The sequence below is a fragment of the Pseudochelatococcus lubricantis genome (assembly GCF_011762225.1).
Taxonomy (GTDB): Bacteria; Pseudomonadota; Alphaproteobacteria; order Rhizobiales; family Beijerinckiaceae; genus Pseudochelatococcus; species Pseudochelatococcus lubricantis.
Map to the genome: position 1 here is coordinate 245,826 of NZ_JAASQI010000003.1, position 26,061 is coordinate 271,886.

The following is a 26,061-nucleotide window of genomic DNA, read 5'->3' on the forward strand; positions in this document are numbered from 1 at the left end:
CTCCGCTTTCGGATTGATCATCGGGTGGACAACCTGGAAGCGACGTCGCCGCTTCCGCTATGGCAGCAACCTTGGCCCGAAGGCTCAGCCGGGCGTCGCGAAGCAGTCGAACCCGCTGCGCTTCAGCGTCTTGCATGCGGCCTGCGCGCCTTCGGGGTCGAAGCCGGAGAAGCGCGCCCTGAACAGCGTGACGTTGCCGCGCACGACCTTTTCGGTGAACGGCGAGGCATTGGCCAGCAGGCCGCGCGACTTGCTCTTCGCCTGCTGCAGGATATGGTGGGCCTTGTCCTCGTCGGCAGATGCGCCAAGCTGGATGATCCAGCCGGGAGCGCGCGCGGCGGACGCCGCAGCCGGCTGTGCCGGCGCCTCGACGGCGGGAGTGGCGGCGAGCTTGGCCAGCGCCTTTTTTTCCAGCGTCCGGTCGGGTTGGACGGAAGCGAGCGTCACCGTTGCCTCCGCAGGCCGGGGCGCGGGCGCCGGAGCGTCCGCATACGCGAGCGCGCCGCTGGTCGAGGATTGCGCGGCGGGGCCGGAAGAGGGCGTCACCGTCGCGCCCGAGGCCGAGGCGACGACCGGGCGGATGTTGGACAGGTCGATCGGCTTGCCGATCTGCAGCGGCACCGTATTGGAAAGGGGCTGGGACGGCGGCACATAGACCGGCTCGGCGCTGGCCACCCGGACAGGCGCCTCGACATTGCGGGCGCTGGGTGCCTCGACGACGAGCGCCGTCCGGCGGCGGCCGGTGGAGGCGTCCGGCAGGGACTGTGCCAGCAGGACTTCCATGCGTTGATCGCGCTGCGCGCCGGAGCGCCCGCCCAGAACCGTGGCCACCACGTGACGGCTGTCCGTGCGCAGGGACGTCAGCAGGTTGAAGCCGGATGCCCGCGTATAGCCAGTCTTGATGCCGTCGACGCCCTCGACGCGGCCGAGCAGGCGGTTGTGATTGCCGATCGACCGGCTGCCGTAGTTGAAGGTCCGCGTGCCGAAATAGGCATAGTAGCGGGGGAAGCGGTCCTGGATAGCGCGTCCGAGGATCGTGAGATCGCGGGCGGTCGTGATGTTCGGCGGGTTAGCCGGCAGGCCATGCGGATTGCGGAACGTCGTCCTGCTCATGCCGAGCGCGCGCGCCTTCTGGGTCATCATGCGGGCGAAGTCGGCCTCGGTCCCGGCGATGTTTTCGGCGATGACCATCGAGACGTCATTCGCGGAGAGCGTGACGAGCGACTTGATGGCGTCCTCGACACGGATGGTGCTGCCCGCCCTCACGCCAAGCTTGGTCGGCGGCTGGGAGGCGGCGTATTTCGTGACCCGCAGGCGAGTGTCGAGATTGAAATTCCCGCTCTCAAGCTGTTCGAAAAGCAGATAGAGCGTCATCACCTTGGTTATGGATGCCGGGATGCGCGGGGCGTCCTCGTTTTCCGCGAACAGCGTCCGGCCAGTCTTGACGTCGACGACCATCGCCGCAGATGGAGGCGCATAGGCGGGCGCATGGCTCCTGCGCTGCGCAGCATCGGCGGAACTGGCCGCCCCAACGACAACGGCAGCCGCCAGACCAGCCGCTCCCGAAATCTCAAGAATGCGATGACGTTTCCCCACAACGCAACCCCAGATCATAGCCGCCGCCCCTTCATCACACCTTGCAGCACTCACCGTTCTGTGCCTTCCGGCTTACACGCCCGAGAGCGCGTCGCCCGGCCGGCACAGTCAACAACCCTAAAGGGACGCGGTTACGGAGCCGTTAATTCCACGACGGTTCCGGCTGAACTTATTTTGCACCGCACAATAACGCTTGACAACTTTTGTGCAGTGCACATATATTGGCGGCGTTCGATATGCTCAGATGGGCAGGTAACGGTTTGGCCTTGGGAACGGCATGTCGGGAAGGGAACCGGTGCGGGCGATTCTCCCGCATCGATCCCATGTATAATGAAATCCGGGCGGACGCCGGTCCGCGCTCAAGGAGATACATGATGGCTGCGCAGTACGAAGACGTTCAGAAGTTCGGCAAGGAACAGATCGACAGCTCGCTCAAGGCGTTCGGCGCCTTCTCCAAGGGTCTGCAGGGCATCGCCGCCGAGCTGGCCGACTACACCAAGCGTTCCTTCGAGGAAGGCACGAGCGCGCTTGAGAAGCTCGCTGCCGCGAAGACGCTCGACAAGGCTCTCGAAATCCAGACCGAATACGCGCGCACCGCGTATGAGAACTTCGTCGCCGAGTCCACCCGCATCGGCGAACTCTACACCGACCTGACCCGCGAGGCCTTCAAGCCTTACGAGGGCGCTTTCGCCCGCAGCCAGTCGCAGTCGCACTGACGATACCGTCGGTCGGGAAGGGCTGACGCCCGTCCGCCGCGCAGGCCGTTTTGCGGCATGCGGTCGGGGCGGGTGTGGTGCCCTGCGTTCAGTAATATGTGAAAAAGCCCGGCGATGCGGGCTTTTTTGCTTTCTGGCGGCGCGGATGTTCCTGCTCGCCGCCCGGCAGCGACGACCTGAAAGCTTTGTGACTGAATTATTGCATGGGGGACTGGCGTGGAGGTGCAACCGCGATTAGATTGTGCAGGGTGAGGAATTCGACGCGCCGCAGCAGCGGCCGGGGATGTGATCGGGCAGTGACGCAGTCAGGAACGACGGGAGCGAGCGGGGTGCTCCAGGCAGCAGAACATCCGGGCATATTGCCCGCATTTCCGACTGCTTGCCGGAAAGCGGCGTCTGGCGTTGCCGGCATGGCGACAAAAGGGCGTTCCGCGGACGGGCACAGCCGCGCGGTGTGGCATATGGCGGACAAGCCGTCGCGAACGGTCTCCATTCCCGAAGGGCCGGGGACCACGCTGCTGACGCGCACCCGGACCCGCACGAAGCGGCCGAGCATGTATCGCGTATTGCTGCTTAACGACGACTACACGCCAATGGAGTTCGTCGTACATGTACTCGAACGGTTTTTCAACAAGAACAAAGAAGATGCCACGCGCATCATGCTGCACGTCCACCAGACGGGCGTCGGCGAATGCGGCATCTTCACCTACGAGGTTGCCGAGACCAAAGTGACTCAGGTTATGGACTTCTCACGCAAACACCAGCATCCTCTCCAATGCGTCATGGAGAAGAAATAGGGCCCACCCAGCCGGAGAAAGGATTTTCCCTTGCCGACATTCTCCCGCAGCCTTGAACAGGCCCTGCATCGTGCCTTGGCTTTCGCCAACGAGCGCCGCCATGAATATGCCACGCTCGAACACCTGCTACTCGCGCTGGTGGACGATCAGGACGCAGCGGCCGTGATGCGGGCCTGCAACGTCGACATCGAGGCGCTGCGGCGCAATCTCATCGATTATGTCGACGGTGAACTCACAAATCTGGTCGTTTCCGGACGTGAGGATTCGAAACCGACAGCGGGCTTCCAGCGCGTCATTCAGCGCGCGGTCATCCACGTCCAATCGTCCGGGCGGGAAGAGGTGACCGGCGCCAACGTGCTCGTGGCGATTTTCGCCGAGCGCGAGAGCCACGCCGCGTATTTCCTGCAGGAGCAGGACATGACGCGCTATGACGCCGTCAACTACATCAGCCACGGCATCGCCAAGCGTCCCGGCGTCGCGGAATCGCGCCCGCCGCGCGGCGCCGACGAGGAGGCGGAAACGAGTTCTCCCAGCAACGAGGAAACCGAGGTTCGCGCCAAGAAAAAGGGCGATGCCCTCGATGCTTACTGCATAAACCTCAACAAGAAGGCGAAGGAAGGCCGCATTGATCCGCTGATCGGCCGCGCCAGCGAAATACAGCGCACCATCCAGGTGCTGTGCAGGCGGCAGAAGAACAATCCGCTGCTCGTCGGCGACCCCGGCGTGGGCAAGACGGCCATCGCCGAGGGGCTGGCGCGCAAGATCGTGACCGGCGAGGTGCCGGACGTGCTGAAGGACGCGACGGTGTTCTCGCTCGACATGGGCACGCTGCTCGCCGGCACGCGCTACCGCGGCGACTTCGAGGAGCGCCTGAAGCAGGTAATGAAGGAAATCGAGGCGCACCCGAACGCCATCGTCTTCATCGACGAAATCCACACCGTCATCGGCGCGGGCGCTACATCCGGCGGGGCGATGGATGCATCGAATCTGCTGAAGCCGGCGCTCGCCTCCGGGACGCTGCGCTGCATCGGCTCGACGACCTACAAGGAATATCGCCAGTATTTCGAGAAGGACAGAGCGCTGGTGCGCCGCTTCCAGAAGATCGACGTCAACGAGCCGAGCGTGCCGGACACGATCGAGATCGTGAAGGGTCTGAAGCCCTATTTCGAGGACTTCCACAAGCTGCGGTACACGAACGAGGCCATCAAGGCTGCTGTGGAGCTTTCGGCGCGCTACATCCACGACCGCAAGCTGCCGGACAAGGCCATCGATGTCATCGACGAGAGCGGCGCCTCCCAGGCGCTGCTGCCGGCAAGCCGGCGCAAGAAGACTATCGGTATCCGGGAGATCGAGGCGACGATCGCGACCATGGCGCGGATTCCGCCGAAGACGGTGTCGAAGAACGATGCCGAGGTTCTGGCGCATCTGAAGGAAACGCTGGAGCGGGTGGTCTACGGGCAGGATGCGGCCATCGAGGCGTTGTCGGCGGCGATCAAGCTGGCGCGCGCCGGGCTGCGCGACGGCGAGAAGCCCATCGGCAGCTACCTGTTCGCCGGCCCCACCGGCGTCGGCAAGACGGAGGTTGCGCGCCAGCTCGCGCACGCGCTTGGTGTGGAACTTCTGCGTTTCGACATGTCGGAATACATGGAGCGGCACACCATTTCGCGGCTCATCGGCGCGCCGCCCGGCTATGTCGGCTTCGACCAGGGCGGCCTGCTGACGGACGGCGTCGACCAGCACCCCCATTGCGTGTTGCTGCTGGACGAGATCGAGAAGGCGCATCCCGATCTCTACAACATCCTGCTGCAGGTGATGGACCACGGCAAGCTGACCGACCATAACGGCAAGCAGGTCGATTTCCGCAACGTGATCCTGATCATGACGACGAACGCCGGTGCGGCGGATCTGGCGAAGCAGGCCTTCGGCTTCACGCGCACGCGCCGCGAGGGTGACGATACCGATGCGATTTCGAAGCTGTTCACGCCCGAGTTCCGCAACCGCCTCGACGCCGTGATCTCCTTCGGCCACCTGCCGAGGGAGGTGATCGCCAAGGTCGTCGACAAGTTCGTGATCCAGCTTGAGGCCCAGCTGGCCGACCGCAACGTCACCATCGAGCTGACAGACGAGGCACGCGACTGGCTGGTCGAGAACGGCTACGACGAGTCCATGGGCGCGCGTCCGCTCGGCCGCCTGATCCAGACGACGATCAAGACGCCGCTCGCCGACGCCGTCCTGTTCGGCCTGCTCAGGAATGGCGGGGCCGTGCGTGTCGTGGTGGTGAGCGACGAAACGGGCAGGAAGTCGCTTGCACTCGACTATCCGCAGGGCCCGGTCACGCCCCAGCCGGAGAAGGACGTCGCGGGCTCGCGCCGGAAGCGCGGCAAGCCGGACGAATCCGGCGGTGCCGACGACGGACCCGACGGTGACGATGGTGGGCCGGACGATCCGGACAAGGATGGCGCGGGTGCGGTGGAAGGTCAGCGCGCCGGCAGTTCCACGCCGAAATCCGGGACGGACGCTCCTTCCAAGTCCGGCGCCGCCAGGCCGCGCCGCTCCCGCAAGACTGTCGAGGCGGAGGAGAAAAAAGCAGGAGACAAGAAGGCAGGTGCGAAGGTATCAACGCCTGTCAGCATCGTCCCCAAGGTTCCCCTGCCACGGAGTTGAGTTTTCATGTCGACCTGGTTTGAACGCAGACGCGATCGGGCGCGGCGGCGCCGGCACTTCGAGGAAGTCGCCGCATGGGTCATCCTGCCGTTGATCGTCGTGATCGGCTGGGTCGTTGGTCAGCAGGTATATTCTGAACTGGAGGAGCCGATTTCGGCCTTTCTTCAGAACATTGATCGCGAGCGGTGAGCGTGCGGGCAAATGCCGCCGTTCACACGTTCTCGAACCGCATGACCCTATAACTTCCGTAAGTACGGGAGCAGATCGTGCCTCGCCGCGAGGCATTTCTGTCGGGCATGCCCGCGGGATCGCGTAACAGGCGACAGATATCGATAATGTAACATGGCGGCGCGGGATATGGCGCTGGCATCTGGCAGTGCGCCGGGGCAGTTCGCGCGGCGGCTGTCGAGCCGTATGGCGGTGTAAACCTGCAATCGTCCCGACAGGCAATCGCCTGTCGGGATTTCTGTTTCGGCAAGCTGCGCGCTTACCGCCGCGACCACCAGCCCGACCGTTTCGGCCTTGTGTCGTCATCGGACGGCGCTGCCTCCGAAGCTTCCGCCGCGTCGGCTTCCGTTTCCGGCGTAACAGACTCAGCCGGGTCGTGACCGTTGCCCTCGACAGCAGGCGCAGGGACGGGCGCGGCGTCATCCGCCTCATGCTGCGGAAACGGCGCTTCCTCAGGCGACGCGGGCTCGTCGCCTTCCACGTCCTCTGCTTCGCCGGCCGTTGCATCAACCGTCGTCTCGGCTTCCGTCTCCGTCTCGGCAGACGGCACCGGAAGGGCCGGGGCAGCAATCGTCTCCTCATCTTCGACGCGGAGCGCCTCAGCCGGAACTTCTTCCGCCAGCGGCTCTATCTGCGCGACCGCCTCATCGGCCTCCGCATCGTCCTCATCCTCCGCGAAGGAATCGTCCTGCGCGGACGTATCCTGCTCGGCCCCGCCAGCAGTCTGTCCGCCTTCCTCGCCGCCGCGTCCGCCACGCCGGCGGCGCCGACGGCGCCGACGCCGGTTTCCGGCTTCGCCCTCGGCCCCGGAAGCGTCCTGCTTCAGCTTCTCGTCGGCCGCTTCTGCCTCGTCGTCACCATCGCTCTCGTTCTCGCCGGGGGGGATATCCGCATCGCTGTCGGACACCTCCGGCTCCTCATGCGGGCTCTCGACCGCTTCGCTCCACCGGCCGGCGGGCTCGGCCACCGGACGCGCCTGCACCGCAGCGGGCTCGCCCTGCGGCTCGGGGCGGATGACCGCCTCGCCGCGCTCCAGCGCGTAGTAGTTGACGCCGGTGAAGTTGACGTCGTCGGCCAGAATCGAGATGGCCACGCCGAAGCGGGTCTCAAACTCGCGCAGGTGGAGGCGCTTCTGGTTGAGCACGTAGAGCGCGACCTCGGTGCGTGTCCGTACCTCGATGTCGTAGCCGGCGTTCTTGATCAGCGCTTCTTCGATGGCGCGCAGGATATGCAGCGCGATGGAGGGCGTCGCGCGCACGAAACCGGTGCCGGCGCAGTGGGGGCAGGGCACCGACGAGCTTTCCAGCACGCCCGTGCGGATGCGCTGGCGCGACATCTCCAGCAGGCCGAAGGCGGAAATCCGCCCCACCTGGATGCGCGCCCGGTCATTCTTCAGGCAGTCCTTGAGCTTCTTCTCGACATTGCGGACGTTGCGCCTGTCCTCCATGTCGATGAAGTCGATGACGATGAGCCCGGCAAGGTCACGCAGGCGCAACTGGCGGGCAACTTCCTCCGCCGCCTCCAGATTGGTGCGATACGCGGTGTCCTCGATGTTGTGCTCGCGCGTCGAACGACCGGAGTTGACGTCGATCGAGACGAGCGCCTCGGTCGGGTTGATGACGATGTAGCCGCCGGATTTCAGTGTCACCTGGCTGGAGAACATGGCATCGAGCTGACCCTCGACGCCGTGGCGGGCGAACAGCGGCTGGATGTCCTTGTACGGCTGCACGGCCTTCGCATGGCTCGGCATGAGCATGCGCATGAAGTCCTTGGCCTCGCGATAGCCGTCGTCCCCGGCCACCAGAATTTCGTCGATGTCCTTGTTGTAAAGGTCGCGGATGGCGCGCTTGATCAGCGAACCCTCCTCGTAGACCAGCGCGGGCGCGCTCGACCGCAGCGTCAACTCGCGCACGCTCTCCCACAGGCGCAGCAGATACTCGAAATCGCGCCGGATCTCGGCCTTGGTGCGCGCGGCGCCGGCCGTGCGCACGATTACGCCCATGCCGTCCGGCACCTCAAGTTCCTGCGCGATGGCCTTGAGGCGCTTGCGGTCCGGGATATTTGTGATCTTGCGGGAGATGCCGCCGCCGCGCGCGGTGTTGGGCATCAGCACGGAGTAGCGGCCGGCAAGCGACAGGTAGGTCGTCAGCGCCGCGCCCTTGTTGCCGCGCTCCTCCTTCACGACCTGGATCAGCAGCACCTGGCGGCGCTTGATGACCTCCTGGATCTTGTATTGACGGCGCAGCGGACGCTGGCGGCGGTCCGACACCTCCTCCAGCGCGTCGGAAGCACCGCCGACGTGCTCGACGTGGTCTTCGTCACCGTTGCCGTTGTTGTCGTTATTGCCGTCCGTCTCGGCGTCGCCCTCGTCCCGACCGCCGTTCTCGTCGTCGGCGGTGACGGAGGCGCCCTCGTCGGCGTGTTTCGCCCCACCGCGGCGGCTGCGGCCCCCGGAGCGCTCGTCGTCGCGGTCGAGGTCGCGCTCGGCGCGAGCCTCCTCGTCGAGCAGCGCCTGACGGTCGGCAACCGGAATCTGGTAATAGTCGGGATGGATTTCGCTGAAGGCGAGGAACCCGTGCCTGTTGCCGCCGTATTCAACGAACGCAGCCTGAAGCGAAGGCTCCACACGGGTGACCTTGGCGAGATAAATATTGCCGCGCAGCTGTTTACGATTGGCGGACTCGAAATCGAACTCTTCTACCTTGTTTCCACGGACCACGACAACCCGGGTTTCCTCCGGGTGCGAGGCATCGATAAGCATCTTGTTAGCCATGTTGAACTCTCGAAAGGGCGCCCGCAGCCGAACGCAGCAACGGCCGTCGGCGGACCGCCGGAGACGCAGCCACGCCAGAAGGCCGGCCGCGTTCCACGGGTTGCATGTCGCTGGAGCGCAGAAGCGCCGGAACAACGCCGGCGCGCAGGGCGAATAGGAATGATGGAGCGGGGAAATCGCCCGAAACCCGGTTGACCGGCACGGTCCATGCCTTCAGCGAAAGAATGGGCGGCGCGGAAAACCCGCACGGGACCGGCTTGGGGACGCACGATCGACGGGCGAGGCGGCAGGGACATCGACGACGGCTGTGCCGCAGAAAAAACCGTGCAGCCCGCATGCCGGCGACACAGGTTCCGCGGTGCAATCTCAAGCCTGTCGATCAAAGCCTGTTCCAAAAACGTGCGCCCGCCCGGGAAACCCGGCAGCGGACAATATCCAATACAACCTTTTCAGGCAGCGTCCGCCCCCGCCGCTATACGATCGGGACAACGGCCGCTGCCGCGAGGCGACGCGATGGAGCGCCGGGATTGACGCCGGGCATTGACGGATCGCACCCGTCGGCCGGCGAGGACCGCGGCACGGCGCGACGAGGCAAAACCTCTCGCGCCCATGCGACGAATCACGGGCTCCGCTGATCCAGGCCACGACGGTCGTCAAACGACGGCCGCACAAGAATTTTCGCGCATGGGCCACCACGTTGGCGGGGCGGGCAGGCGAGGGTGCTAGCTGTCGCTGCGTTCGCCCTATGGGGGGAACGACGCATGACGATGCCGAAACCGGATCATCTTCATTACAGAACGGAATTGCCATTTGGCAAGCGTTATGCGTGACATGGGTCAATTATGTTCGGCATCCGTGTCATGCATCGGCGGGATGCGTATTGCTGCCGGGTGTGACATGCGTCACACGAAATGTTGATTGCGGTGCGGTAAAAAGAGATTAACCATCCTCCCATTATGCTGTCGAAAGCGAATGGCCCGAACAGCAGCTAACGTGAAGAGCGGCAGCGTATGGAATCCCGGCACGGCATTGACATCCCGGCGTGCAAGTCTCGCCCGTGCACACCCGGCGTTGGCGCGTTCTGCCTGCACGCGCTTCGCGCCTGCCTTCTCGCGCTTGCGCTGTTCGTGCCGGCGGGCCTCTCCGTCGGCGCAGCCGGCGCGCAGGATCGGCCGTCCGGCGAGGTGATCCGGGCAGTCGCCATTGACCTCTCGGGAAACCGGGAGAAATCGCGGATCGTGCTGACCCTGTCTGCGCCCGTGGAGGCGCGGGCGTTCCTGCTGGAGCGGCCGGACCGCGTCATCATCGACCTGCCGCAGGTCGCGTTCAGCATGCCGGGTGATTCGCACGCCGACGGACGCATGAAGGCTGCGGGTCTCGTGGCATCCTTCCGCTACGGGCTGTTCGCGCAGGGGCGTTCGCGCATCGTGATCGATCTCAAGGAGCCGGCGCTGGTGACGCAGGTCGTCAGCGAGCCGGTTGCCAAGGGAGCGACGCTTACCATCGAATTGTCCCGCGCGGACCGTGCCGCCTACAGCCGCGCGGCGATGCAGCCGATGGTCGAGGCGGCGGCGGCTCTCTCGGCGGCGGAGAACGCGCGCGCGGCGGCCGCGCGTGCGTCGGCCGGGGCGGATGCGTCGGCCGATCGGCGCGACGATCGCCCCCTCATCATGATCGATCCCGGGCACGGTGGCGTCGATCCCGGCGCCATCCGCAAGGGCGTTCAGGAAAAGGATCTTGTGCTGGCCTTCGCGCAACGCCTGCAGGACAAGATCCGCACGGGCGGGCGCTACCGCGTGCAGCTCACCCGCAGCGACGACAGCTTCGTCTCGCTGCGCGGGCGCGTGCGGATCGCACGTGAGGCCGGAGCGGACCTGTTCATCTCCGTCCACGCTGATTCGCTCGGCGGCGGCGGTAACGACAGCGTGCGTGGGGCGACCGTCTACACCAGCTCCAGCATTCCGACGGACGCTGAATCGGCGCAACTCGCGGCGAAGGAAAACCTCGCCGACCAGATCGCTGGCGTCGAGGTTGCGGAGGAGGCCGACGACGTCGTCGGCATTCTCGCCGAACTGACCCGGCGCGAGACGCAGACACTCTCCCACATCTTCGCCGAGCGTACGATCGAGACGCTGCGCGCGCAGGTGCGTCTCAACCGCAATCCGCAGCGGTCGGCGGGTTTCCATGTGCTGAAAGCGCCTGATGTGCCTTCGGTCCTGCTGGAACTCGGCTATCTGTCGAGCGAGCAGGACGTGGCGTTGCTCACCTCCGACGCCTGGCAGGAAAAGACGGTCAGCGCGCTGGTCTCGGCCATCGACCGCTTCTTCGCCCGGCGCATCGCCGAACAGGGGCGGGACAAGGGCTGAGCGCGTCCGGGGCACCTGCCGTCGATGCCGTAAAGACACATAACCTTCAAATGCCCCGGAACGGGTGTTTTCCTGAACTGCATCTTCATGATAAAGGCATATATTAAAGACAACGTGTGTTTCCGGCTATGGCCGGACGGTGGTGGTGCGGTTTTCCAGGATCGTTTTCCTGATTTGGGCGACAGGCCTTACATATGAGATTTCTGCTTCGGTTCGTCGGGTTTGCGTTTGCCGCCCTCGCGCTGCTGTTCGTGGGCGGCGCGGCGGTCGTCGGCTTTTTCATCTGGAAGTACTCCCAGGACCTGCCCGACTATTCGCAACTGGCCAACTACCAGCCGCCCGTCACGACGCGCGTGCACGCGGGGGACGGCAGTCTGCTCGCCGAGTACTCGCGCGAGCGCCGGCTGTACCTGCCCATTTCCGCGACGCCGAAGCTGCTGATCGACGCCTTCCTTTCGGCTGAGGACAAGAGCTTCTACAAGCACGCTGGTGTCGATCCGGAAGGCATCGTGCGCGCGTTCGTCTCGAACCTGCGCAGCGGAGGGCGCCCGCAAGGCGCTTCCACCATAACCCAGCAGGTGGCGAAGAACTTCCTGTTGAGCAGCGAGCGCAGCTACGACCGCAAGATTCGCGAGATACTGGTCGCCCAGCGCATGGAGAGCGTCTACTCGAAGGACAGGATCCTCGAGCTTTATCTCAACGAGATATATCTCGGCATGGGCAACTACGGTATTGCCGCCGCCGCGCTGAACTATTTCAACAAGTCCGTCAACGAACTCACGCTGCCGGAAGTCGCCTATCTCGCCGCGCTGCCCAAGGGGCCGAACAATTACAACCCCTACACGCGCAACCAGGCGGCCGTCGATCGCCGCAACTGGGTGCTCGACCGGATGGCCGAGAACGGCTACATCACCGCCGCCGACGCGGCTGCCGCCAAGGCGACGCTCCTCAAGCCGACGCCGCGTGCGCTCTCGCCCAATACGTACGTCGCGGGTTATTTCGCGGAGGAGGTCCGCCGTCAGCTTGCCGAACGCTACGGTGAGAAGGAACTCTACGAGGGCGGCCTGTCGGTGCGTACCACGCTCGATCCCAAGTTGCAGGCTACCGCCCGCAAGGTGCTGACGGACGGGCTCGTGCGCTATGACGAGGTGCGCGGCTGGCGCGGTGCGGACGACAGGATCGACCTTGACGGGGACTGGGGCGAGGCGCTCGCCAGGAAGCCCCGGCTCGGGGACGTCAGGCCGTGGGAACTCGCCGTGGTGCTTGCCGTCGACAGCCAGAACGCGCGCATCGGGCTGCAGCCTGGGGTTGATCCGGGCGGGCGGGTGGATTCCGAGCGGCGCACGGGCGTGATCACGGCCGAGGGCGTGCGCTGGACGCGCCGGCGCCTCGGGCAGGTGCTGTCGGTGGGGGATCTCGTTTATGTCGAGCCCATCGCCGGGCGGCAGAACAGCTACCGCTTGCGGCAACTGCCGGAGATTTCCGGCGCCATCGTGGCGCTGGACCCGGCGACAGGGCGCGTTTTCGCCATGGTCGGCGGCTTCTCCTTCGACCAGAGCGAGTTCAACCGCGCCATCCAGGCACTTCGGCAGCCGGGCTCGGCCTACAAGCCCTTCGTCTATGCGACGGCAATCGACAATGGCTATACGCCGTCGAGCATCGTGGTCGACGGTCCCATCGAGATCGATCAGGGGCCGGGCATCGGCATCTGGCGTCCGGAAAACTACGAGAAGCGCTTCGCCGGCCCGCGCACGCTGCGATACGGCCTCGAACGCTCGAAGAATCTCATGACCGTGCGTCTGGCGCGCGATATTGGCATGCCGCTGATCATCGAGTACACCAAGCGCTTCGGCATCATGGACGACATGCCGGCGATGCTGTCGATGTCGCTCGGCGCGGGTGAGACGACGGTGCTGCGTCTGACGGCGGCCTATGCCATGTTCGTCAACGGCGGCCGCCATATCCGCCCGACGCTGATCGACCGTATTCAGGACCGCTGGGGCAAGACGCTGTTCCGCCACGACCAGCGCACCTGCGATACCTGCGCCGCCGACCGCTGGCACGGCCAGGCCGAACCCGCGCTCGTCGACAACAGCGAGCAGGTGCTCGACCCGCTCACCGCCTACCAGATCGTCTCGATGCTGGAGGGCGTCGTGGAGCGCGGGACCGGGCGCCTCGTCGCCGAGGTCGGCAAGCCGCTCGCCGGCAAGACCGGCACGACGAACGACGCCAAGGACGTGTGGTTCGTCGGCTTTTCGCCCGATCTCGCAGTGGGCGTTTACATGGGTTACGACCGTCCGCGCTCGCTCGGCGCCAAGGCGCAGGCGGCAACCTACGCCGCGCCGATGTTCCGCGACTTCATGAAGATCGCGCTGGAGGACAAGCCTGCGACGCCGTTCCGCGTGCCGGCGGGCATCAAGCTGATCCGCGTTGACGCGGCCACTGGCAGGCGGACTTCCGGCAGCGGCAACGGCGTCATCCTGGAGGCGTTCAAGCCCGGTACCTCGCCGCCCGACACGGTTGTTTCCAGCAACGCGCAGAAGGCGCCGGCAGCGTCCGCTCCGCCGCCGCAGGCCGCACCGCCGGCCGGCGGGTTTGCCGCGGGCGGCCTCTACTGACGCCGTCGCATTTACAAGCCACCATTTACATTGCACCACGGGACGGCTATGTCCCGTGTTTGCATTCTCTTCAGACAGTTCGTTTGCCGTTATCAGGAAGCCATGCGCGCAGAGATCGAAAACCTCATCGAGAACGTCAAGCAGTCCGTGGGACTGCTGAGGAGGCATCTTTGACTGGGATGTCGCACAGAAACGCCTTGCCGAACTGAACGCGCTGGCCGAAACCCCCGACCTGTGGGACGATGCGGAAAAGGCGCAGAAGATCATGCGCGAGCGCACCGACCTCGACGAGGCGGTGGCGACCGTGCTGCGCATCGAGCGTGACCTTGCCGACGCCATCGACCTTATCGAACTCGGCGAGGCGGAAGGCGATCAGGAGATCGTGACGGAGGGCGAGGAAACCATCCGCGCCCTTGCGGCCAACGCGGCGCGCCGTCAGGTGGAAACGCTGCTTTCGGGCGAGGCGGATCAGAACGACACCTTCCTCGAAGTGCACTCCGGCGCGGGCGGCACCGAGAGCCAGGACTGGGCGCTGATGCTCATGCGCATGTACTCGCGCTGGGCGGACCGGCGGGGCTTCAAGGTCGAGATGCTCGAAGTCACCGACGGCGAGGAGGCGGGAATCAAGTCCGCGACCCTGCAGATCAAGGGCCACAACGCCTATGGCTGGCTGAAGACCGAATCGGGCGTGCACCGGCTGGTGCGCATCTCGCCCTTCGACTCGAACGCCCGCAGGCATACGAGCTTCGCCTCGGTCTGGGTCTACCCGGTTGTCGACGACCGTATCCAGGTGGACATCAAGGAATCGGACTGCCGCGTGGATACGTTCCGCGCCTCCGGCGCGGGCGGCCAGCACATCAACAAGACCGACTCCGCCGTGCGTATCACGCACATTCCCACCGGCATCGTCGTGTCGTGCCAGGCCGAGCGGTCCCAGCACAAGAACCGCGCCACGGCATGGAACATGCTGCGCGCGCGCCTCTACGAGCTGGAGTTGCAGAAGCGCGAGGAAAAGGCGAGCGCGGAAGCGGCCAGCAAGACGGATATCGGCTGGGGCCATCAGCTCCGTTCCTACGTGCTGCAACCCTACCAGCTCGTCAAGGACCTGCGCACGGGCGTGACGTCCGGCACGCCGTCCGATATTCTTGACGGCGACATCGATTCCTTCCTCGAAGCCGCGCTGGCGCAGCGCGTCTACGGCGGCGGCGGGGATGTGGAGGACATCGACTGACGGGCCGGGCTAATGCCCGGCGCCAAGCCAACGTATTCGGGGGATGACGGTCTGCCATGTCGCTCCCCGGCGACGTTGACGCTTGCGCATTTCATGTTGTGATGCAACATTGAAGACAGACTCGTATTTCACGCTTCCGGCTTCACTCGGGGCGGCGGGTAATAACAACAACAATATCGCCTGCCGGAAAGCGGGCGATCGGCTCACGAGGGCTCAACAAAATGGCGGGCGAACGCACGCAAAACCTTCAGGACACCTTCCTTAATCACGTCCGTAAGAACAAGGTTCCGCTCACGATCTTCCTCATCAACGGCGTGAAGCTGCAGGGTGTCGTCACTTGGTTCGACAACTTCTGTGTTCTGCTGCGCAGGGACGGTCATTCGCAGCTCGTCTACAAGCATGCGATCTCCACCATCATGCCCGGCCAGCCGGTGCAATTGTTCGAACAGGCGGAAGAGCTTGGCGAGAGAGCATAAGTTTCTCAGTCGTCCTGGCCGGGTGAACGGCCGTTCCGGTATTCTTTGTCGATGTCATTGACCGAGCAGCGGCCTACGGCCGGCGGCACGCGCACGTTCGTCGTCGGCGCGTATAGCACCCGCAAACCGAAGCCGGCAGCAGTGCCCGCTACGCCCGACGAGTTCGCTGCGGTACGCGATCCACAGGCGCGAATCGATGAGGCGGTCGGGCTTGCCCGCGCCATCGATCTAGAAGTGGTGCGGCCGATCGTTGTCGGCCTCGACGCTGTCCGCCCGGCGACCTATCTGGGCAAGGGGCGCGTGGAGGAGATCGCGCAAGCGGTGAAGGACGACGATGTCGGCCTCGTGGTGATGGATTGCGCGCTTTCGCCTGTGCAGCAGCGTAACCTCGAACGGGCGTGGGGCGTCAAGGTCATCGACAGGACGGGCCTGATTCTCGAAATCTTCGGCAGCCGGGCCCACACCCGCGAGGGCACGCTGCAGGTTGAACTCGCGCATCTTTCCTACCAGAAGAGCCGCCTCGTGCGCTCGTGGACCCACCTTGAGCGCCAGCGGGGCGGCTTCGGCTTCCTAGGCGGCCCCGGTGAAACGCAGATCGAGGCGGACCGGCGCATCATCCAGGAGCGCATGACGCGCATCGAGCAGGACCTCGAAGCGGTGAAGCGCACGCGCTCCCTGCACCGCGCCAGCCGCAGGCGGGTGCCGTATCCGGTTGTTGCGCTCGTCGGCTATACGAATGCGGGCAAGTCGTCGCTGTTCAACCGGCTGTCAGCCGCCGAGGTGATGGCGGAGGACATGCTGTTCGCCACCCTCGATCCCACGGCGCGGTCGGTCACGCTGCCCCATGGCGGCAAGGCGATTCTCTCGGATACGGTCGGCTTCATCTCCGACCTGCCGACCATGCTGGTCGCCGCCTTCCGCGCCACGCTGGAGGACGTCATCGAGGCGGACGTGCTGCTGCACGTGCGCGACGTTTCCCATACCGACACACTGTCGCAGGCGGCGGACGTCAACGCCATCCTGCGCGAACTCGGGATCGACCCGGACGGCGGTGCGCGCATCATAGAGGTGTGGAACAAGGCCGACCTGCTCGACGAGGGAGAGCGCGAGCGCCTGCTCAACGTGGCGGAAGGGCGCCCGGCGGACCAGCGCCCGGTGCTGGTCTCCGCGTTGACGGGTGAGGGGCTCGACCGGCTGCTCGCCACCATCGAGGACCGGATCGCGCGTGGCCGCGGCGTCTTTCTCGTCAGCCTGGAACCGGAGGACGCCGGCCTCGCGAACTGGCTTCACGAGGAAACCGAGGTGCTGGAGCGGCGCACGGACGATAACGGCCGCTTGTCCATCGTGGTGCGCGTCGCACCGGAGAAGGAGCCGCGCCTGCTCAACCGCTTCCGTGGTGCCCGGCAAATACGCTGATATGGTAGTCTGTTATCGGCATTCCTTAGTATAACACACGAACGGTATCCCGCGCGCGAACGCTCTCAGGAGGCGGCGGATGGCGATGAGACCTTCGCCTCCTGCCACAGTTCCTCCATTTCGCCGAGTGTTGCTTCGGATATCGTTTTTCCATATTTATCAATGTGTTTTTCGATATATTTGAAGCGTGACATAAACTTTTCGTTGGTGGCGCGCGCGGCTGCCTCCGGATCTATGCCCAGATGCCGGGCGAGGTTGGCGACGGCGAACAGCAGATCGCCGATCTCCTCCGCCACCGCAGTGCGGCCGCGCGGTGCGGCCTCATCCTGCGCGATGGCTTCCTCCACCTCGGCGAGTTCCTCGCGCACCTTGGCGATCACGTCGGCGGTGTCCGTCCAGTCGAAGCCGACGCGGGCGGCCTTGCGTTGCAGCTTTTCGGCGCGCATCAGGGCGGGCATGTTGGCGGGCACGCCGTCGAGCAGGCTTTCATCCAGCTGACTGCCGCCGCTGCGCGGGGCGCGTGCGTTCTTTTCGGCGGCCTTGATGTTTCCCCACAGGACCTTGACCTGATCCGGCGTCAGATCGCGCGCATCGCCGAAGACATGGGGATGGCGGCGGATGAGTTTTTCGGTAATGGCCTGCACCACGTCGCCGAAAGCGAAGTCACCCCGTTCCTCCGCCATGCGGGCGTGGAAGACGACCTGGAGCAGCAGGTCGCCCAGCTCCTCGCGCAGGTCGTCGAAATCGCCGCGCGCGATGGCGTCGGCCACTTCGTAGGCTTCCTCGATGGTGTAGGGGGCAATGGTCGCGAAATCCTGTTCGAGATCCCACGGGCAGCCCGTGCCAGGCGTGCGCAGGGCGGCCATGATCTCCAGCAGGCGGGCTATATCACGCGATGGCGTCATCGTTCGATCCTCGAAAGCCTCATGTGAAGGCGAGTCTCACCCCATGGCAAGATGGCATTCCATGTCGCCATGTGGTCTTCTGCAAGCCATGCACAGTTGATTCCCGGCCAGTGTCGCTAGACCGGAGAACATTGGCAAAGCCTAGCATTGGCCAACTAACAGTGGCTAAGTCTAAAGGAGCCTCCTGTCAGGGGGATGACCCGATATGCCTGACGATACTTCTCCGACGTCTCCCGCGGGACGAGTCGCACCCGCCGCGACGGAACGGCGGGCGGCGTCGCGGCTTGCCCGCGTCGCGTCCTTTCTCGCGATGGATGTGCTGTCGGCCGCGGGCGCGATCGAGCGGGCGGGCGGCAGCGTTATCCATATGGAACTCGGCGAACCCTCCGCACCGACGCCGCGCCGCATCCGTGACGCGGCGAAACGGGCGCTCGACGGCGACAGGGTGAGCTACACGGAGGCGCTGGGGCGGGGTGCGCTGAGGGAACGCATCGGCAGGCACTATAGGGACACTTACGGCGTCACGGTCGATCCCGCGCGCATCGTCGTCACCACCGGGTCATCGGCGGGCTTCGTGCTGGCCTTCCTCGCGCTGTTCGAGCCCGGCGCGCGTGTTGCGGTGTCGGCGCCCGGCTATCCCGCCTATCGCAACATCTTCGCCGCGCTGGGGATCGAGGCCGTGCCGGTGCCGCTCGACGACGCCAACGGCTGGACGATCACCGGCGCGGCGGTCGAGCGCCTGCATGCAGAAGCGCCGCTAGCGGGCGTGCTCGCCATGAGCCCGGCCAATCCCTCGGGCGTCACAATGAAACGGGAAACGCTCGCCGCGCTTGCGGGCGCGTGCCGGCGGCTCGGCCTCTGGTTCGTTTCCGATGAAATCTATCACGGGCTGACGTACGGCGTCGCGGCCGAGACGGCGCTCGCCTTCGACGACGAGGCCGTGATCGTCAATTCGTTCTCGAAATACTACTGCATGACGGGATGGCGCATCGGCTGGCTCGTGCTGCCGGAGCGGCTGGTGCGCGGTGTGGAGCGGCTGGCGCAGAACCTCTACATCTCGCCGCCATACTTGTCCCAGGTCGCGGCGGAAGCTGCCTTTGATGCCATAGACGAGCTTGAGGCAATCAAGGCCGGCTATGCCGCCAACCGCGACCTGTTCCTCAACGAGTTGCCGAAGATGGGTCTCGGCAAGGGGCCGGCCGCCGATGGCGCGTTTTACCTGTACATCGACGTCAGTCATCTGACCGACGATTCGCTCACGCTGAGCCGGGCAATCCTGCGGAAGGCGGGCGTCGCGGTAACGCCCGGCCTCGATTTCGACCCCGACAACGGCGGCCGCTTCATCCGGCTGTCCTATGCCGGCTCGCAGGCGGACTGCCGGGAGGCCGTGTCGCGGCTCTACAGTTTCGTCACCGCGAACGCATAGAGCCGACGCGCCACGAGCCGACGGGCCTCATGCCCCCTGCGTGTCGGCGTCGAGCGCGGCGCGAATGCGGCCTGCGTGCTCCGCCAGCACCGCCGCGTCGGCGAACGCGCCTGATGCGTGGCGCTGCAGCGGCACGCCCTCGAAACGGGGAATGATGTGGACATGGAGGTGGAAGACCGTCTGTCCGCTCGCCGTCTCGTTGAACTGGCTGACGAAAACGCCGTCGGCGCTGAAGGCCGCGCGGGCTGCGCGGGCGACCCGCTGCACCGCCTTGAACAGCACCGCGACCGTTTCCGGATCGGCGTCGAGAAGGTTGCGCGACGGCGCCTTGGGGACGACGAGCGTATGGCCCTCGCCCTGCGGCATCACATCCATGAAGACGAGGATGTCGTTATCCTCATAGACCTTGGCGGCCGGAATCTCCCCGCGCAGGATCTTCGCGAAGACGTTGTCGGGATCGTAAACGGTCATGGCGCGCTCACCCTTGTGACGATTTCGATGCGGAAGCGCCGCGATGCGGGGGCATTGCAACATTTCCGATGCTGAATGTTGCGATGCAAAGGCATCGCAACTTGGGCATCGCAACTTGGCGCGCAAACGTCAACGGGCAAACCGCGTTTTCGCCCCTCGCGGGGCGCGGACCGTGATGGCGGAAAAGGGAGAGAGGCTGGCCGGGAGCGGCGGCGGAAACCGCACACGCCGCTCGCCGGCCAGCAACCCCACGGACCCAGGAGATGCGGCGGACCTGAGCACTCCGTAGGGTAAACTGACGCCTTACTTATAAACGATCTGGATCAGGTGTAAATCTTTAAGCTGCAGAACTTTGCCGGCCCATGGACAGAACCGCGGGAAACGCAGGAGAATCAGGGTGCCGGACTGTAGGTGCGGACCGTTTCCAAAAACTTCGCTACCGAAATCGGTTTCGACAGATAGGCCTCGCAGCCACTGGCGCGGATTCGCTCCTCGTCGCCCTTCATGGCGAAGGCGGTGACGGCGATGACGGGAATCGCGCGCAATTCCGCATCGGCCTTCAACCATTGCGTGACCTCGATACCGGAAACTTCCGGCAGCTGGATGTCCATGATGATGAGATCGGGCTTGTGATCGCGCGCGAGTTCCATGGCCTCGCGGCCGTTCGTGGCCTTGAGCGTGGCATAGCCATGCGCCTCCAGCAGATCGCCGAAGAGCTTCATGTTCAACTCGTTATCCTCGACGATCAGCACCGTGCTGGTCATGCCCCAACCTCGCCCCATTCTGCCGGTACGCACTGGCGGATTCACAACACCAGAACACGCGGCATAGTCGCATATTCGACGTGTTTTCCGATTCTTCCAATAGAAAAGCGCAGCGCGCAGCGCCTGAAACAGCGCCGTCCACCGGCGATTCGGCGCTGGCGGGGAAGGCGCGGCCGCACGACGGAGCGGCAGGGGCCCGGCTGTCGAATTGCCGTCCGGCCTGTCTCTTCGGTTCATGCATCAAATGGAATCGGAAAACGGTATCCGTTTCCCGATTCCATGCCTTATGCTTGATGTAACCGGATCGCTCACCGACGCATTGCCCGCCCGGGCGCGCGGCACGGCGACAACCCATTGATGAAAGGCGGAATTCCATCATGTCCCGTTCGATCTCCGCGCGCTCAGGTGCCGGCGCCCAGCAGGATCCCGAGGCGCTCGCCATCTCGGCGCTTGCGTTTCTGGCCGGCGAGCCGGAGAGGCTTGGCCGCTTTCTCGCGATTACCGGGCTTGGGCCGGAGACGATTCGCGGCGCGGCGTCGAACCCCGGTTTCCTCACGGCGGTGCTCGATTATCTCGCCAATGACGAAACCCTGCTGGTCGCCTTCGCGGCCAATGTCGGCATTGCACCCGAGGCCGTGGCGCAGGCGCAGGCGCGGCTGGCCGGGCCTTCAGCCGGCTCCCTCTGAGCGGCCTGCGGCTGCGTCCCCGTTTACCCTTGTGTTGCCGGGCGCGATCCGTCAAAACATCGGGGTGGGCCGCGCCGGTCCGCATGCCTTTCCCGTTCGCCAATCAGAGAGAGATCGAGCCATGAGCGCCATCGATACGAAACTCGCCGAACTCGGCATCGCGCTGCCGACGCCCGCGATCCCCGTCGCCAATTATGTCTCGTTCGTCCAGTCGGGGTCGCTGCTCGTCATTTCCGGCCAGTTGCCGCTGGGCGCCGATGGCACCATCGACCCGGCGCACAAGGGCAAGGTCGGCGGCGACGTGGCGCCGGAAACGGCTGCCGAGGCCGCGCGCCTCGCCGCCATCAATGTATTGGCCCAGGCGCAGGCTGCCGTGGGCGACCTGTCGCGAATCGTGCGCGTCGTACGCCTCGGCGGCTTCATCAACGCGGCGCCGGGCTTCACCGCGATCGCGCCCGTCATGAACGGCGCCTCCGATCTCGTCGTCGCCGTGCTGGGCGATGCGGGCCGTCACGCCCGCTCCACCGTCGGCGTCGCGGAGCTGCCGCTGGGCGCGGCGGTTGAGGTCGAAGCCCTGATCGAGGTCGCCTGATGAGCGCGCCCGCCTCCGCCTCCGATTGGCTCGCCGCCCGGCCGGTCGCGCATCGCGGCTTGCACGATGCCGCGCTCGGCGTGGTCGAGAACACGCCCACGGCCGGGCAGGTGGCGGCGCGGGCGGGTTTCGCCATCGAATGCGACGTGCAGCTCTCCGCCGATGGCGAGGCCGTCGTGTTCCATGACTTCACGCTCGACAGGCTGACGACCGGGCAGGGGCGTGTCGACGACCTGAGCGTGGCGGAACTCGCCGCGCTCTCCTACAAGGGCTCGACCGACCGTATCGTCACCCTTGACGCCTATCTCGACCTGATCGGCGGCCGCGTGCCGCTGATCGTCGAGATCAAGAGCCGCTTCGACGGCGACCTGCGGCTGACGCGCCGCACGGCCGACATCGTGAATCGGCGCAGCGAGCCGGTGGCGCTGATGTCGTTCGATCCGGATGTGGTGGAGGCGCTGCGCGCGCTCGCCCCGGATCGCCCGCGCGGCGTCGTCGCGGAAGCCGCCTATACGCACGGCGAATGGCAGGAGCTTTCCGACGAGCAGCGGCACGAGCTGACGAACTTCCTCCACATAGACCGCAGCCGGCCGGACTTTATCGCCTGGCATGTGAAGGACCTGCCGCACACGACACCCGCGCTGGCGCGCCATTTCGGCCTGCCGGTGCTGACGTGGACGGTGCGCAGCCCCGACGACCGCGAGGCGGCGGCCCGGTTCGCCGACCAGATCATTTTCGAGGGCTTCCATCCTTGAAGATCGGCGTCGCGGGAGCCATCGCTGCCATTCCCGCCGCAGAATGGGATGCCTGCGCGCTTGACAGCGCGCGGCACGCGCCGGGGGAAGACGCCGACAACCCCTTCGTCCGCCACGCTTTCCTGCGCGCGCTGGAGGAATCGCGCTCCGCCGCGCCGCGTGCCGGCTGGCAGCCGCTGCACCTGACCGTCCATGACGATGCGGGCAGGCTCGCCGCCACGGCGCCATGCTATCTGAAAGGCCACTCTCAAGGCGAATACGTGTTCGATCACGCCTGGGCGGATGCCTATGAGCGGGCAGGGGGGCGCTACTATCCGAAGCTTCTCGTCGCGGTGCCCTTCACGCCCGCGACCGGGCCGCGCCTGCTGGTACGCGACGGTCCGGCGCAGGAAGAGGCGCGCAACGCGCTGATCGGCGGCCTGCGCGCGCTGCGGAAAGAAGCCGGAGCGTCGTCCATCCACGTCAATTTTACGACGAATGCGGATTCGGAACGGCTGGAGCAGGCAGGTTTCCTGCCGCGTATCGATTGCCAGTACCATTGGCTCAACGAAGGCTTCGGCTCGTTCGAGGACTTTCTGTCCGCCCTCGCGTCACGCAGGCGCAAGACCATCCGGCGCGAGCGGCGTGAGGCGCTGGCGCCGGGGATCACCGTCGAGCACCTGCGCGGCAGCGACATCGCAGAGGAGCACTGGGACGCCTTCTTCGCCTTCTATCAGGACACCGGCAACCGCAAATGGGGCCGCCCCTACCTGACACGCGCCTTCTACGACAAAATCGGCCGCACCTTCGCGGACAGGGTGCTGCTCGTCATGGCGAAGCGTGCCGGGCGCTACATTGCGGGCGCCATCAACTTCATCGGGCAGAATACGCTGTTCGGCCGCCATTGGGGGGCGATCGAGGAACACCCGTTCCTGCATTTCGAGGTCTGCTATTATCAGGCGATCGATTTCGCCATCGCCAATGGACTTGCGCGCGTGGAGGCGGGTGCGCAGGGCGAGCATAAACTGGCGCGTGGCTATCGGCCGGTGCTGACCCATTCCTGCCACGATATCGCCGATCCGGCCCTGCGGCGCGCCGTCGCGGACTATCTGGCGCAGGAGCGCCCGGCGGTGGAGCGGGAGGCGTGTTATCTGGAAGGGGAAACCCCGTTCCGCAAGCCGACACCGTAAACGCAAAACGCCCCCGGAGCGCATCGCGGGGGCATTCGGCGCAAGTACAAAACTACCTCAGCGGCAGCCTTACTTGATCTTCGTTTCCTTGAACTCGACGTGCTTGCGCGCGACGGGATCGTACTTCTTGATCGCCAGCTTGTCGGTCATCGTGCGCGAATTCTTCTTCGTCACGTAAAAGTAACCCGTGCCTGCCGTCGAAGCGAGCTTGATCTTGATCGTGGTGGCCTTGGCCATGGCGTAACCTCTGTCAGGTGACGCCGCGGCGGGCGTCCGAAAAAATGCAAAAAGCCGGAAACCCGGCTATTCATGTTATTGACATGCAGCATCGCAAGGCCCGTGTCAAGGGCGCGCAACTCCCTTCGGGCGGCTTTTCCCCGCCGGTCCGACTAGGAAGAAACGCCGCATCGCGGGATGCGATGAAAATCTTGTTTTCGCCTTCTGACGTACCTAGGTTAAACCGATGATGCGTCGAGAGCGGCGGCGGGCGTGCGTGTTTGATTCGTTGCGGGAGGATTTGGCATGGGTGGATTTGGCAGTATCTGGCACTGGATCATCGTCGGTGGCCTCGTGCTGCTCCTTTTCGGCGGACGCGGCAAGATTTCCGACCTGATGGGCGATGTCGCGAAGGGCATCAAGGCGTTCAAGAAGGGCCTGTCCGATGACGACAAGCCGGCTGCGGACAACGATGCGGCGCAGAAGCCCGTGACGCATCAGGAAACGGCGAACCAGGCGGCGCCCCAGGAAAACAAGGTGAGCTGAACCGCCTTCCGCCCGATCGGGCGGATGTGCAAGCGTCGGCAATTGGTTGCAGGGATATTCCGAGGTGACATCCCGGAATTGTCATCGGCGTCGGGACGACAGAGCGCGGCATGTTTGATCTGAGTTGGAGCGAGCTTCTGCTGGTGGGAGCCGTCGCGCTTGTCGTCATCGGCCCGCGCGAGCTGCCGCGTGTCCTGCGCACCGTGGGGCAGGCATTCGGCAAGATGCGGCGCATGGCCGGCGAGTTCCAGACGCAGTTCAACGCCGCCATGCGCGAGGCGGAACTAGACGAAATCCGCGACACTGTCCGCGACGTGAAGAGCACCGCAAGTCGCGCTATGGATACCAAGGTCAACACGGCGTTCGATCCGTTGCGGCAGGTGCGCGACGAGCTGCGCGACGCGCTCCAGAAGGCGGAAACGAAGACAGAAGTGCCCGCTCCGGCGCCCGTCCATGCCGACTGGTTCGACGCGGCGTCGGTGGTCCCGTCCGCCGCCCGCGCCGGTGAGTTTTCCGCGCCCCTGCCGGAGGTTCCCGCGCCCGCCGGGCCGCCGCTTGTCGCGGAGGCGTCGCTTGCCCGCATCGTCCACAAGAAGGGGCGGCGTGTGATCGTGGCGGCGCCGCAGGAGGCGGTGAGGCCGCTGTCGCGTCCGTTGTCGGGCACGGCGCGTCTTTACAAGGCGACGAAGTTTTCCGCCCTTCCGGCCCGCTCCGCCGCGCGGCGGAAGCAGCGGCCGTCTGCCCCCGTGACGCCGCCGGGCGGCAGCGAGGGCGGCCAATGAGTACGCAAGTGACCCGAGCGAGCGATGACGTGAACGCCCATCCTTCAGACGAAGACGAGATCGAGGCATCCCGCGCGCCTCTCATCGATCATCTCATCGAGCTTCGCTCGCGCCTGATCAAGGCCATGCTGGCCTTCATCGTGATGTTCTTCCTGTCGTTTGCCTTCGCGAAGCAGATCTATAATATTCTGGTCTGGCCCTATATTTTCGCGGCGGGCGAGGGGGCGGACGTGCGTCTTATCTATACGGCGCCGCTCGAATACCTGTTCACCCAGATCAAGATCGCGGCCTTCGGCGCGGCGTTCTTGTCGTTCCCGGTGGTCGCCATCCAGATCTACAAGTTCGTCGCGCCGGGGCTCTACAAGAACGAGCGCCAGGCCTTCCTGCCTTATCTTTATGCCACGCCGTTCTTCTTCGTGCTTGGCGCGCTGGTGGTGTACTTCATCGCGATGCCGATCGTCATGCGCTTTTCGCTCGGCCAGCAGCAGGTGGCGGAGGCCGGACAGGCGGCTATCCAGCTCCTGCCCAAGGTGAGCGAGTACCTGTCGCTGATCACGACGCTGATTCTGGCCTTCGGCATCTGTTTCCAGTTGCCCGTGATTCTCAACCTGCTGGCACGGGCGGGGGTGATCGATTCCGCTTTCCTCACGTCGAAACGCCGCTACGCCATCGTCATCGTGTTCGCGGTCGCGGCCGTGCTGACCCCGCCGGACATCATCAGCCAGATCGCGCTTGCGGTGCCGACGTTGCTCCTTTACGAGCTTTCCATCGTCTCGGTTCGTCTGACCGAGAAGAAACGCGCCGCGGCGGATGCCGCGCGGCAGGACGGATAGTCCGCCGCGCACCCGTCCGGCATGGGCGAGGCAGG

General features: G+C 65.2%; 22 protein-coding genes and 1 pseudogene. 17 read left to right on the forward strand and 6 right to left on the reverse strand.

Going from position 1 to position 26,061, the window contains the following annotated elements; all coding sequences use genetic code 11:
- Positions 1-84: 84 nt before the first annotated feature.
- The gene (locus FHS82_RS08055; RefSeq protein WP_428982488.1) at positions 85-1,596 is read right to left on the reverse strand and encodes a D-alanyl-D-alanine carboxypeptidase; all 1,512 of its coding nucleotides are present in this window, start codon (positions 1,594-1,596) and stop codon (positions 85-87) included.
- A 374-nt stretch (positions 1,597-1,970) separates the two neighbouring features.
- On the opposite strand from FHS82_RS08055, the gene FHS82_RS08060 reads away from it, so the two are divergent.
- The 4 genes and pseudogenes from FHS82_RS08060 (at position 1,971) to FHS82_RS08075 (ending at position 5,962) form a co-directional block, all read left to right on the forward strand.
- Entirely contained in the window at positions 1,971-2,312 is a 342-nt protein-coding gene (locus tag FHS82_RS08060; protein ID WP_166950722.1) for a phasin family protein, read from the forward strand.
- Between the two features lie 461 nt (positions 2,313-2,773).
- Positions 2,774-3,109 (forward strand): ATP-dependent Clp protease adapter ClpS, encoded by a 336-nt coding sequence (gene clpS / locus FHS82_RS08065; protein ID WP_246225223.1) that lies wholly within the window; start codon positions 2,774-2,776, stop codon positions 3,107-3,109.
- Between the two features lie 30 nt (positions 3,110-3,139).
- Positions 3,140-5,498: pseudogene (gene clpA, locus FHS82_RS08070) on the forward strand (ATP-dependent Clp protease ATP-binding subunit ClpA); the annotation flags it as partial.
- Positions 5,499-5,779: 281 nt separating this feature from the next.
- Entirely contained in the window at positions 5,780-5,962 is a 183-nt protein-coding gene (locus FHS82_RS08075; RefSeq protein WP_166950726.1) for a hypothetical protein, read from the forward strand.
- Between the two features lie 298 nt (positions 5,963-6,260).
- Here the strand turns inward: FHS82_RS08075 and FHS82_RS08080 are convergent, their stop codons facing one another.
- Complete coding sequence (locus FHS82_RS08080; protein WP_166950728.1) at positions 6,261-8,774, reverse strand: ribonuclease E/G; 2,514 nt, start codon at positions 8,772-8,774, stop codon at positions 6,261-6,263.
- A gap of 1,010 nt (positions 8,775-9,784) precedes the next feature.
- Between FHS82_RS08080 and FHS82_RS08085 the strand changes: the two genes are divergently transcribed.
- The 5 genes from FHS82_RS08085 (at position 9,785) to hflX (ending at position 16,881) form a co-directional block, all read left to right on the forward strand.
- The gene (locus FHS82_RS08085) at positions 9,785-11,140 is read left to right on the forward strand and encodes an N-acetylmuramoyl-L-alanine amidase (protein ID WP_166950730.1); all 1,356 of its coding nucleotides are present in this window, start codon (positions 9,785-9,787) and stop codon (positions 11,138-11,140) included.
- 194 nt (positions 11,141-11,334) lie between these two features.
- Positions 11,335-13,758 carry a penicillin-binding protein 1A gene (locus FHS82_RS08090; protein ID WP_166950732.1) on the forward strand — a complete coding sequence of 808 codons (2,424 nt, stop codon included), beginning with the start codon at positions 11,335-11,337 and terminating at the stop codon, positions 13,756-13,758.
- 102 nt (positions 13,759-13,860) lie between these two features.
- A protein-coding gene (prfB, locus tag FHS82_RS08095) for a peptide chain release factor 2 (protein ID WP_166950734.1) occupies positions 13,861-14,989 on the forward strand; the annotation gives its coding sequence in 2 pieces (ribosomal slippage) (positions 13,861-13,929 and positions 13,931-14,989; 1,128 coding nt in all).
- Between the two features lie 221 nt (positions 14,990-15,210).
- A complete protein-coding gene (gene hfq / locus FHS82_RS08100; protein ID WP_166950736.1) occupies positions 15,211-15,465 on the forward strand; it encodes an RNA chaperone Hfq in 255 nt (84 codons plus the stop codon).
- Between the two features lie 51 nt (positions 15,466-15,516).
- Entirely contained in the window at positions 15,517-16,881 is a 1,365-nt protein-coding gene (hflX, locus tag FHS82_RS08105; RefSeq protein ID WP_166950738.1) for a GTPase HflX, read from the forward strand.
- 65 nt (positions 16,882-16,946) lie between these two features.
- On the opposite strand, the gene mazG is transcribed toward hflX, so the two are convergent.
- Positions 16,947-17,786: a nucleoside triphosphate pyrophosphohydrolase gene (gene mazG, locus FHS82_RS08110; protein WP_166950741.1), complete on the reverse strand. Its 840-nt coding sequence runs from the start codon at positions 17,784-17,786 to the stop codon at positions 16,947-16,949.
- A gap of 310 nt (positions 17,787-18,096) precedes the next feature.
- Here mazG and FHS82_RS08115 point away from each other — a divergent pair, with 310 nt between their 5' ends.
- Positions 18,097-19,212 carry a pyridoxal phosphate-dependent aminotransferase gene (locus FHS82_RS08115; protein WP_246225225.1) on the forward strand — a complete coding sequence of 372 codons (1,116 nt, stop codon included), beginning with the start codon at positions 18,097-18,099 and terminating at the stop codon, positions 19,210-19,212.
- A gap of 27 nt (positions 19,213-19,239) precedes the next feature.
- Here FHS82_RS08115 and FHS82_RS08120 read toward each other — a convergent pair whose 3' ends face one another.
- Positions 19,240-19,683 (reverse strand): HIT family protein, encoded by a 444-nt coding sequence (locus FHS82_RS08120; protein WP_166950745.1) that lies wholly within the window; start codon positions 19,681-19,683, stop codon positions 19,240-19,242.
- Positions 19,684-20,075: 392 nt separating this feature from the next.
- Positions 20,076-20,447, reverse strand: coding sequence for a response regulator (locus FHS82_RS08125; RefSeq protein WP_166950747.1), 372 nt, complete (start codon positions 20,445-20,447; stop codon positions 20,076-20,078).
- 377 nt (positions 20,448-20,824) lie between these two features.
- Between FHS82_RS08125 and FHS82_RS08130 the strand changes: the two genes are divergently transcribed.
- The 4 genes from FHS82_RS08130 (at position 20,825) to FHS82_RS08140 (ending at position 23,649) form a co-directional block, all read left to right on the forward strand.
- On the forward strand, positions 20,825-21,133 hold the full coding sequence (locus FHS82_RS08130) for a DUF3572 domain-containing protein (RefSeq protein ID WP_166950749.1): 309 nt from the start codon (positions 20,825-20,827) through the stop codon (positions 21,131-21,133).
- A 121-nt stretch (positions 21,134-21,254) separates the two neighbouring features.
- Entirely contained in the window at positions 21,255-21,725 is a 471-nt protein-coding gene (locus FHS82_RS08135; RefSeq protein ID WP_166950751.1) for a RidA family protein, read from the forward strand.
- Positions 21,725-22,480, forward strand: coding sequence for a glycerophosphodiester phosphodiesterase family protein (locus FHS82_RS21105; RefSeq protein ID WP_246225188.1), 756 nt, complete (start codon positions 21,725-21,727; stop codon positions 22,478-22,480). Before FHS82_RS08135 ends, FHS82_RS21105 begins: the two co-directional genes overlap by 1 nt.
- Complete coding sequence (locus FHS82_RS08140; RefSeq protein ID WP_246225190.1) at positions 22,477-23,649, forward strand: GNAT family N-acetyltransferase; 1,173 nt, start codon at positions 22,477-22,479, stop codon at positions 23,647-23,649. Before FHS82_RS21105 ends, FHS82_RS08140 begins: the two co-directional genes overlap by 4 nt.
- A gap of 69 nt (positions 23,650-23,718) precedes the next feature.
- Here FHS82_RS08140 and rpmG read toward each other — a convergent pair whose 3' ends face one another.
- Positions 23,719-23,886, reverse strand: coding sequence for a 50S ribosomal protein L33 (gene rpmG, locus FHS82_RS08145; protein ID WP_166950755.1), 168 nt, complete (start codon positions 23,884-23,886; stop codon positions 23,719-23,721).
- Positions 23,887-24,171: 285 nt separating this feature from the next.
- On the opposite strand from rpmG, the gene FHS82_RS08150 reads away from it, so the two are divergent.
- The 3 genes from FHS82_RS08150 to tatC all read left to right on the forward strand — a co-directional run bounded on the left by FHS82_RS08150 (position 24,172) and on the right by tatC (position 26,026).
- Positions 24,172-24,411: a twin-arginine translocase TatA/TatE family subunit gene (locus tag FHS82_RS08150; protein ID WP_166950757.1), complete on the forward strand. Its 240-nt coding sequence runs from the start codon at positions 24,172-24,174 to the stop codon at positions 24,409-24,411.
- Between the two features lie 110 nt (positions 24,412-24,521).
- Entirely contained in the window at positions 24,522-25,193 is a 672-nt protein-coding gene (gene tatB, locus FHS82_RS20915; RefSeq protein WP_208394148.1) for a Sec-independent protein translocase protein TatB, read from the forward strand.
- On the forward strand, positions 25,190-26,026 hold the full coding sequence (gene tatC, locus FHS82_RS08160; protein ID WP_166950759.1) for a twin-arginine translocase subunit TatC: 837 nt from the start codon (positions 25,190-25,192) through the stop codon (positions 26,024-26,026). The genes tatB and tatC overlap by 4 nt, the downstream gene beginning before the upstream one ends.
- Positions 26,027-26,061: the final 35 nt, after the last annotated feature.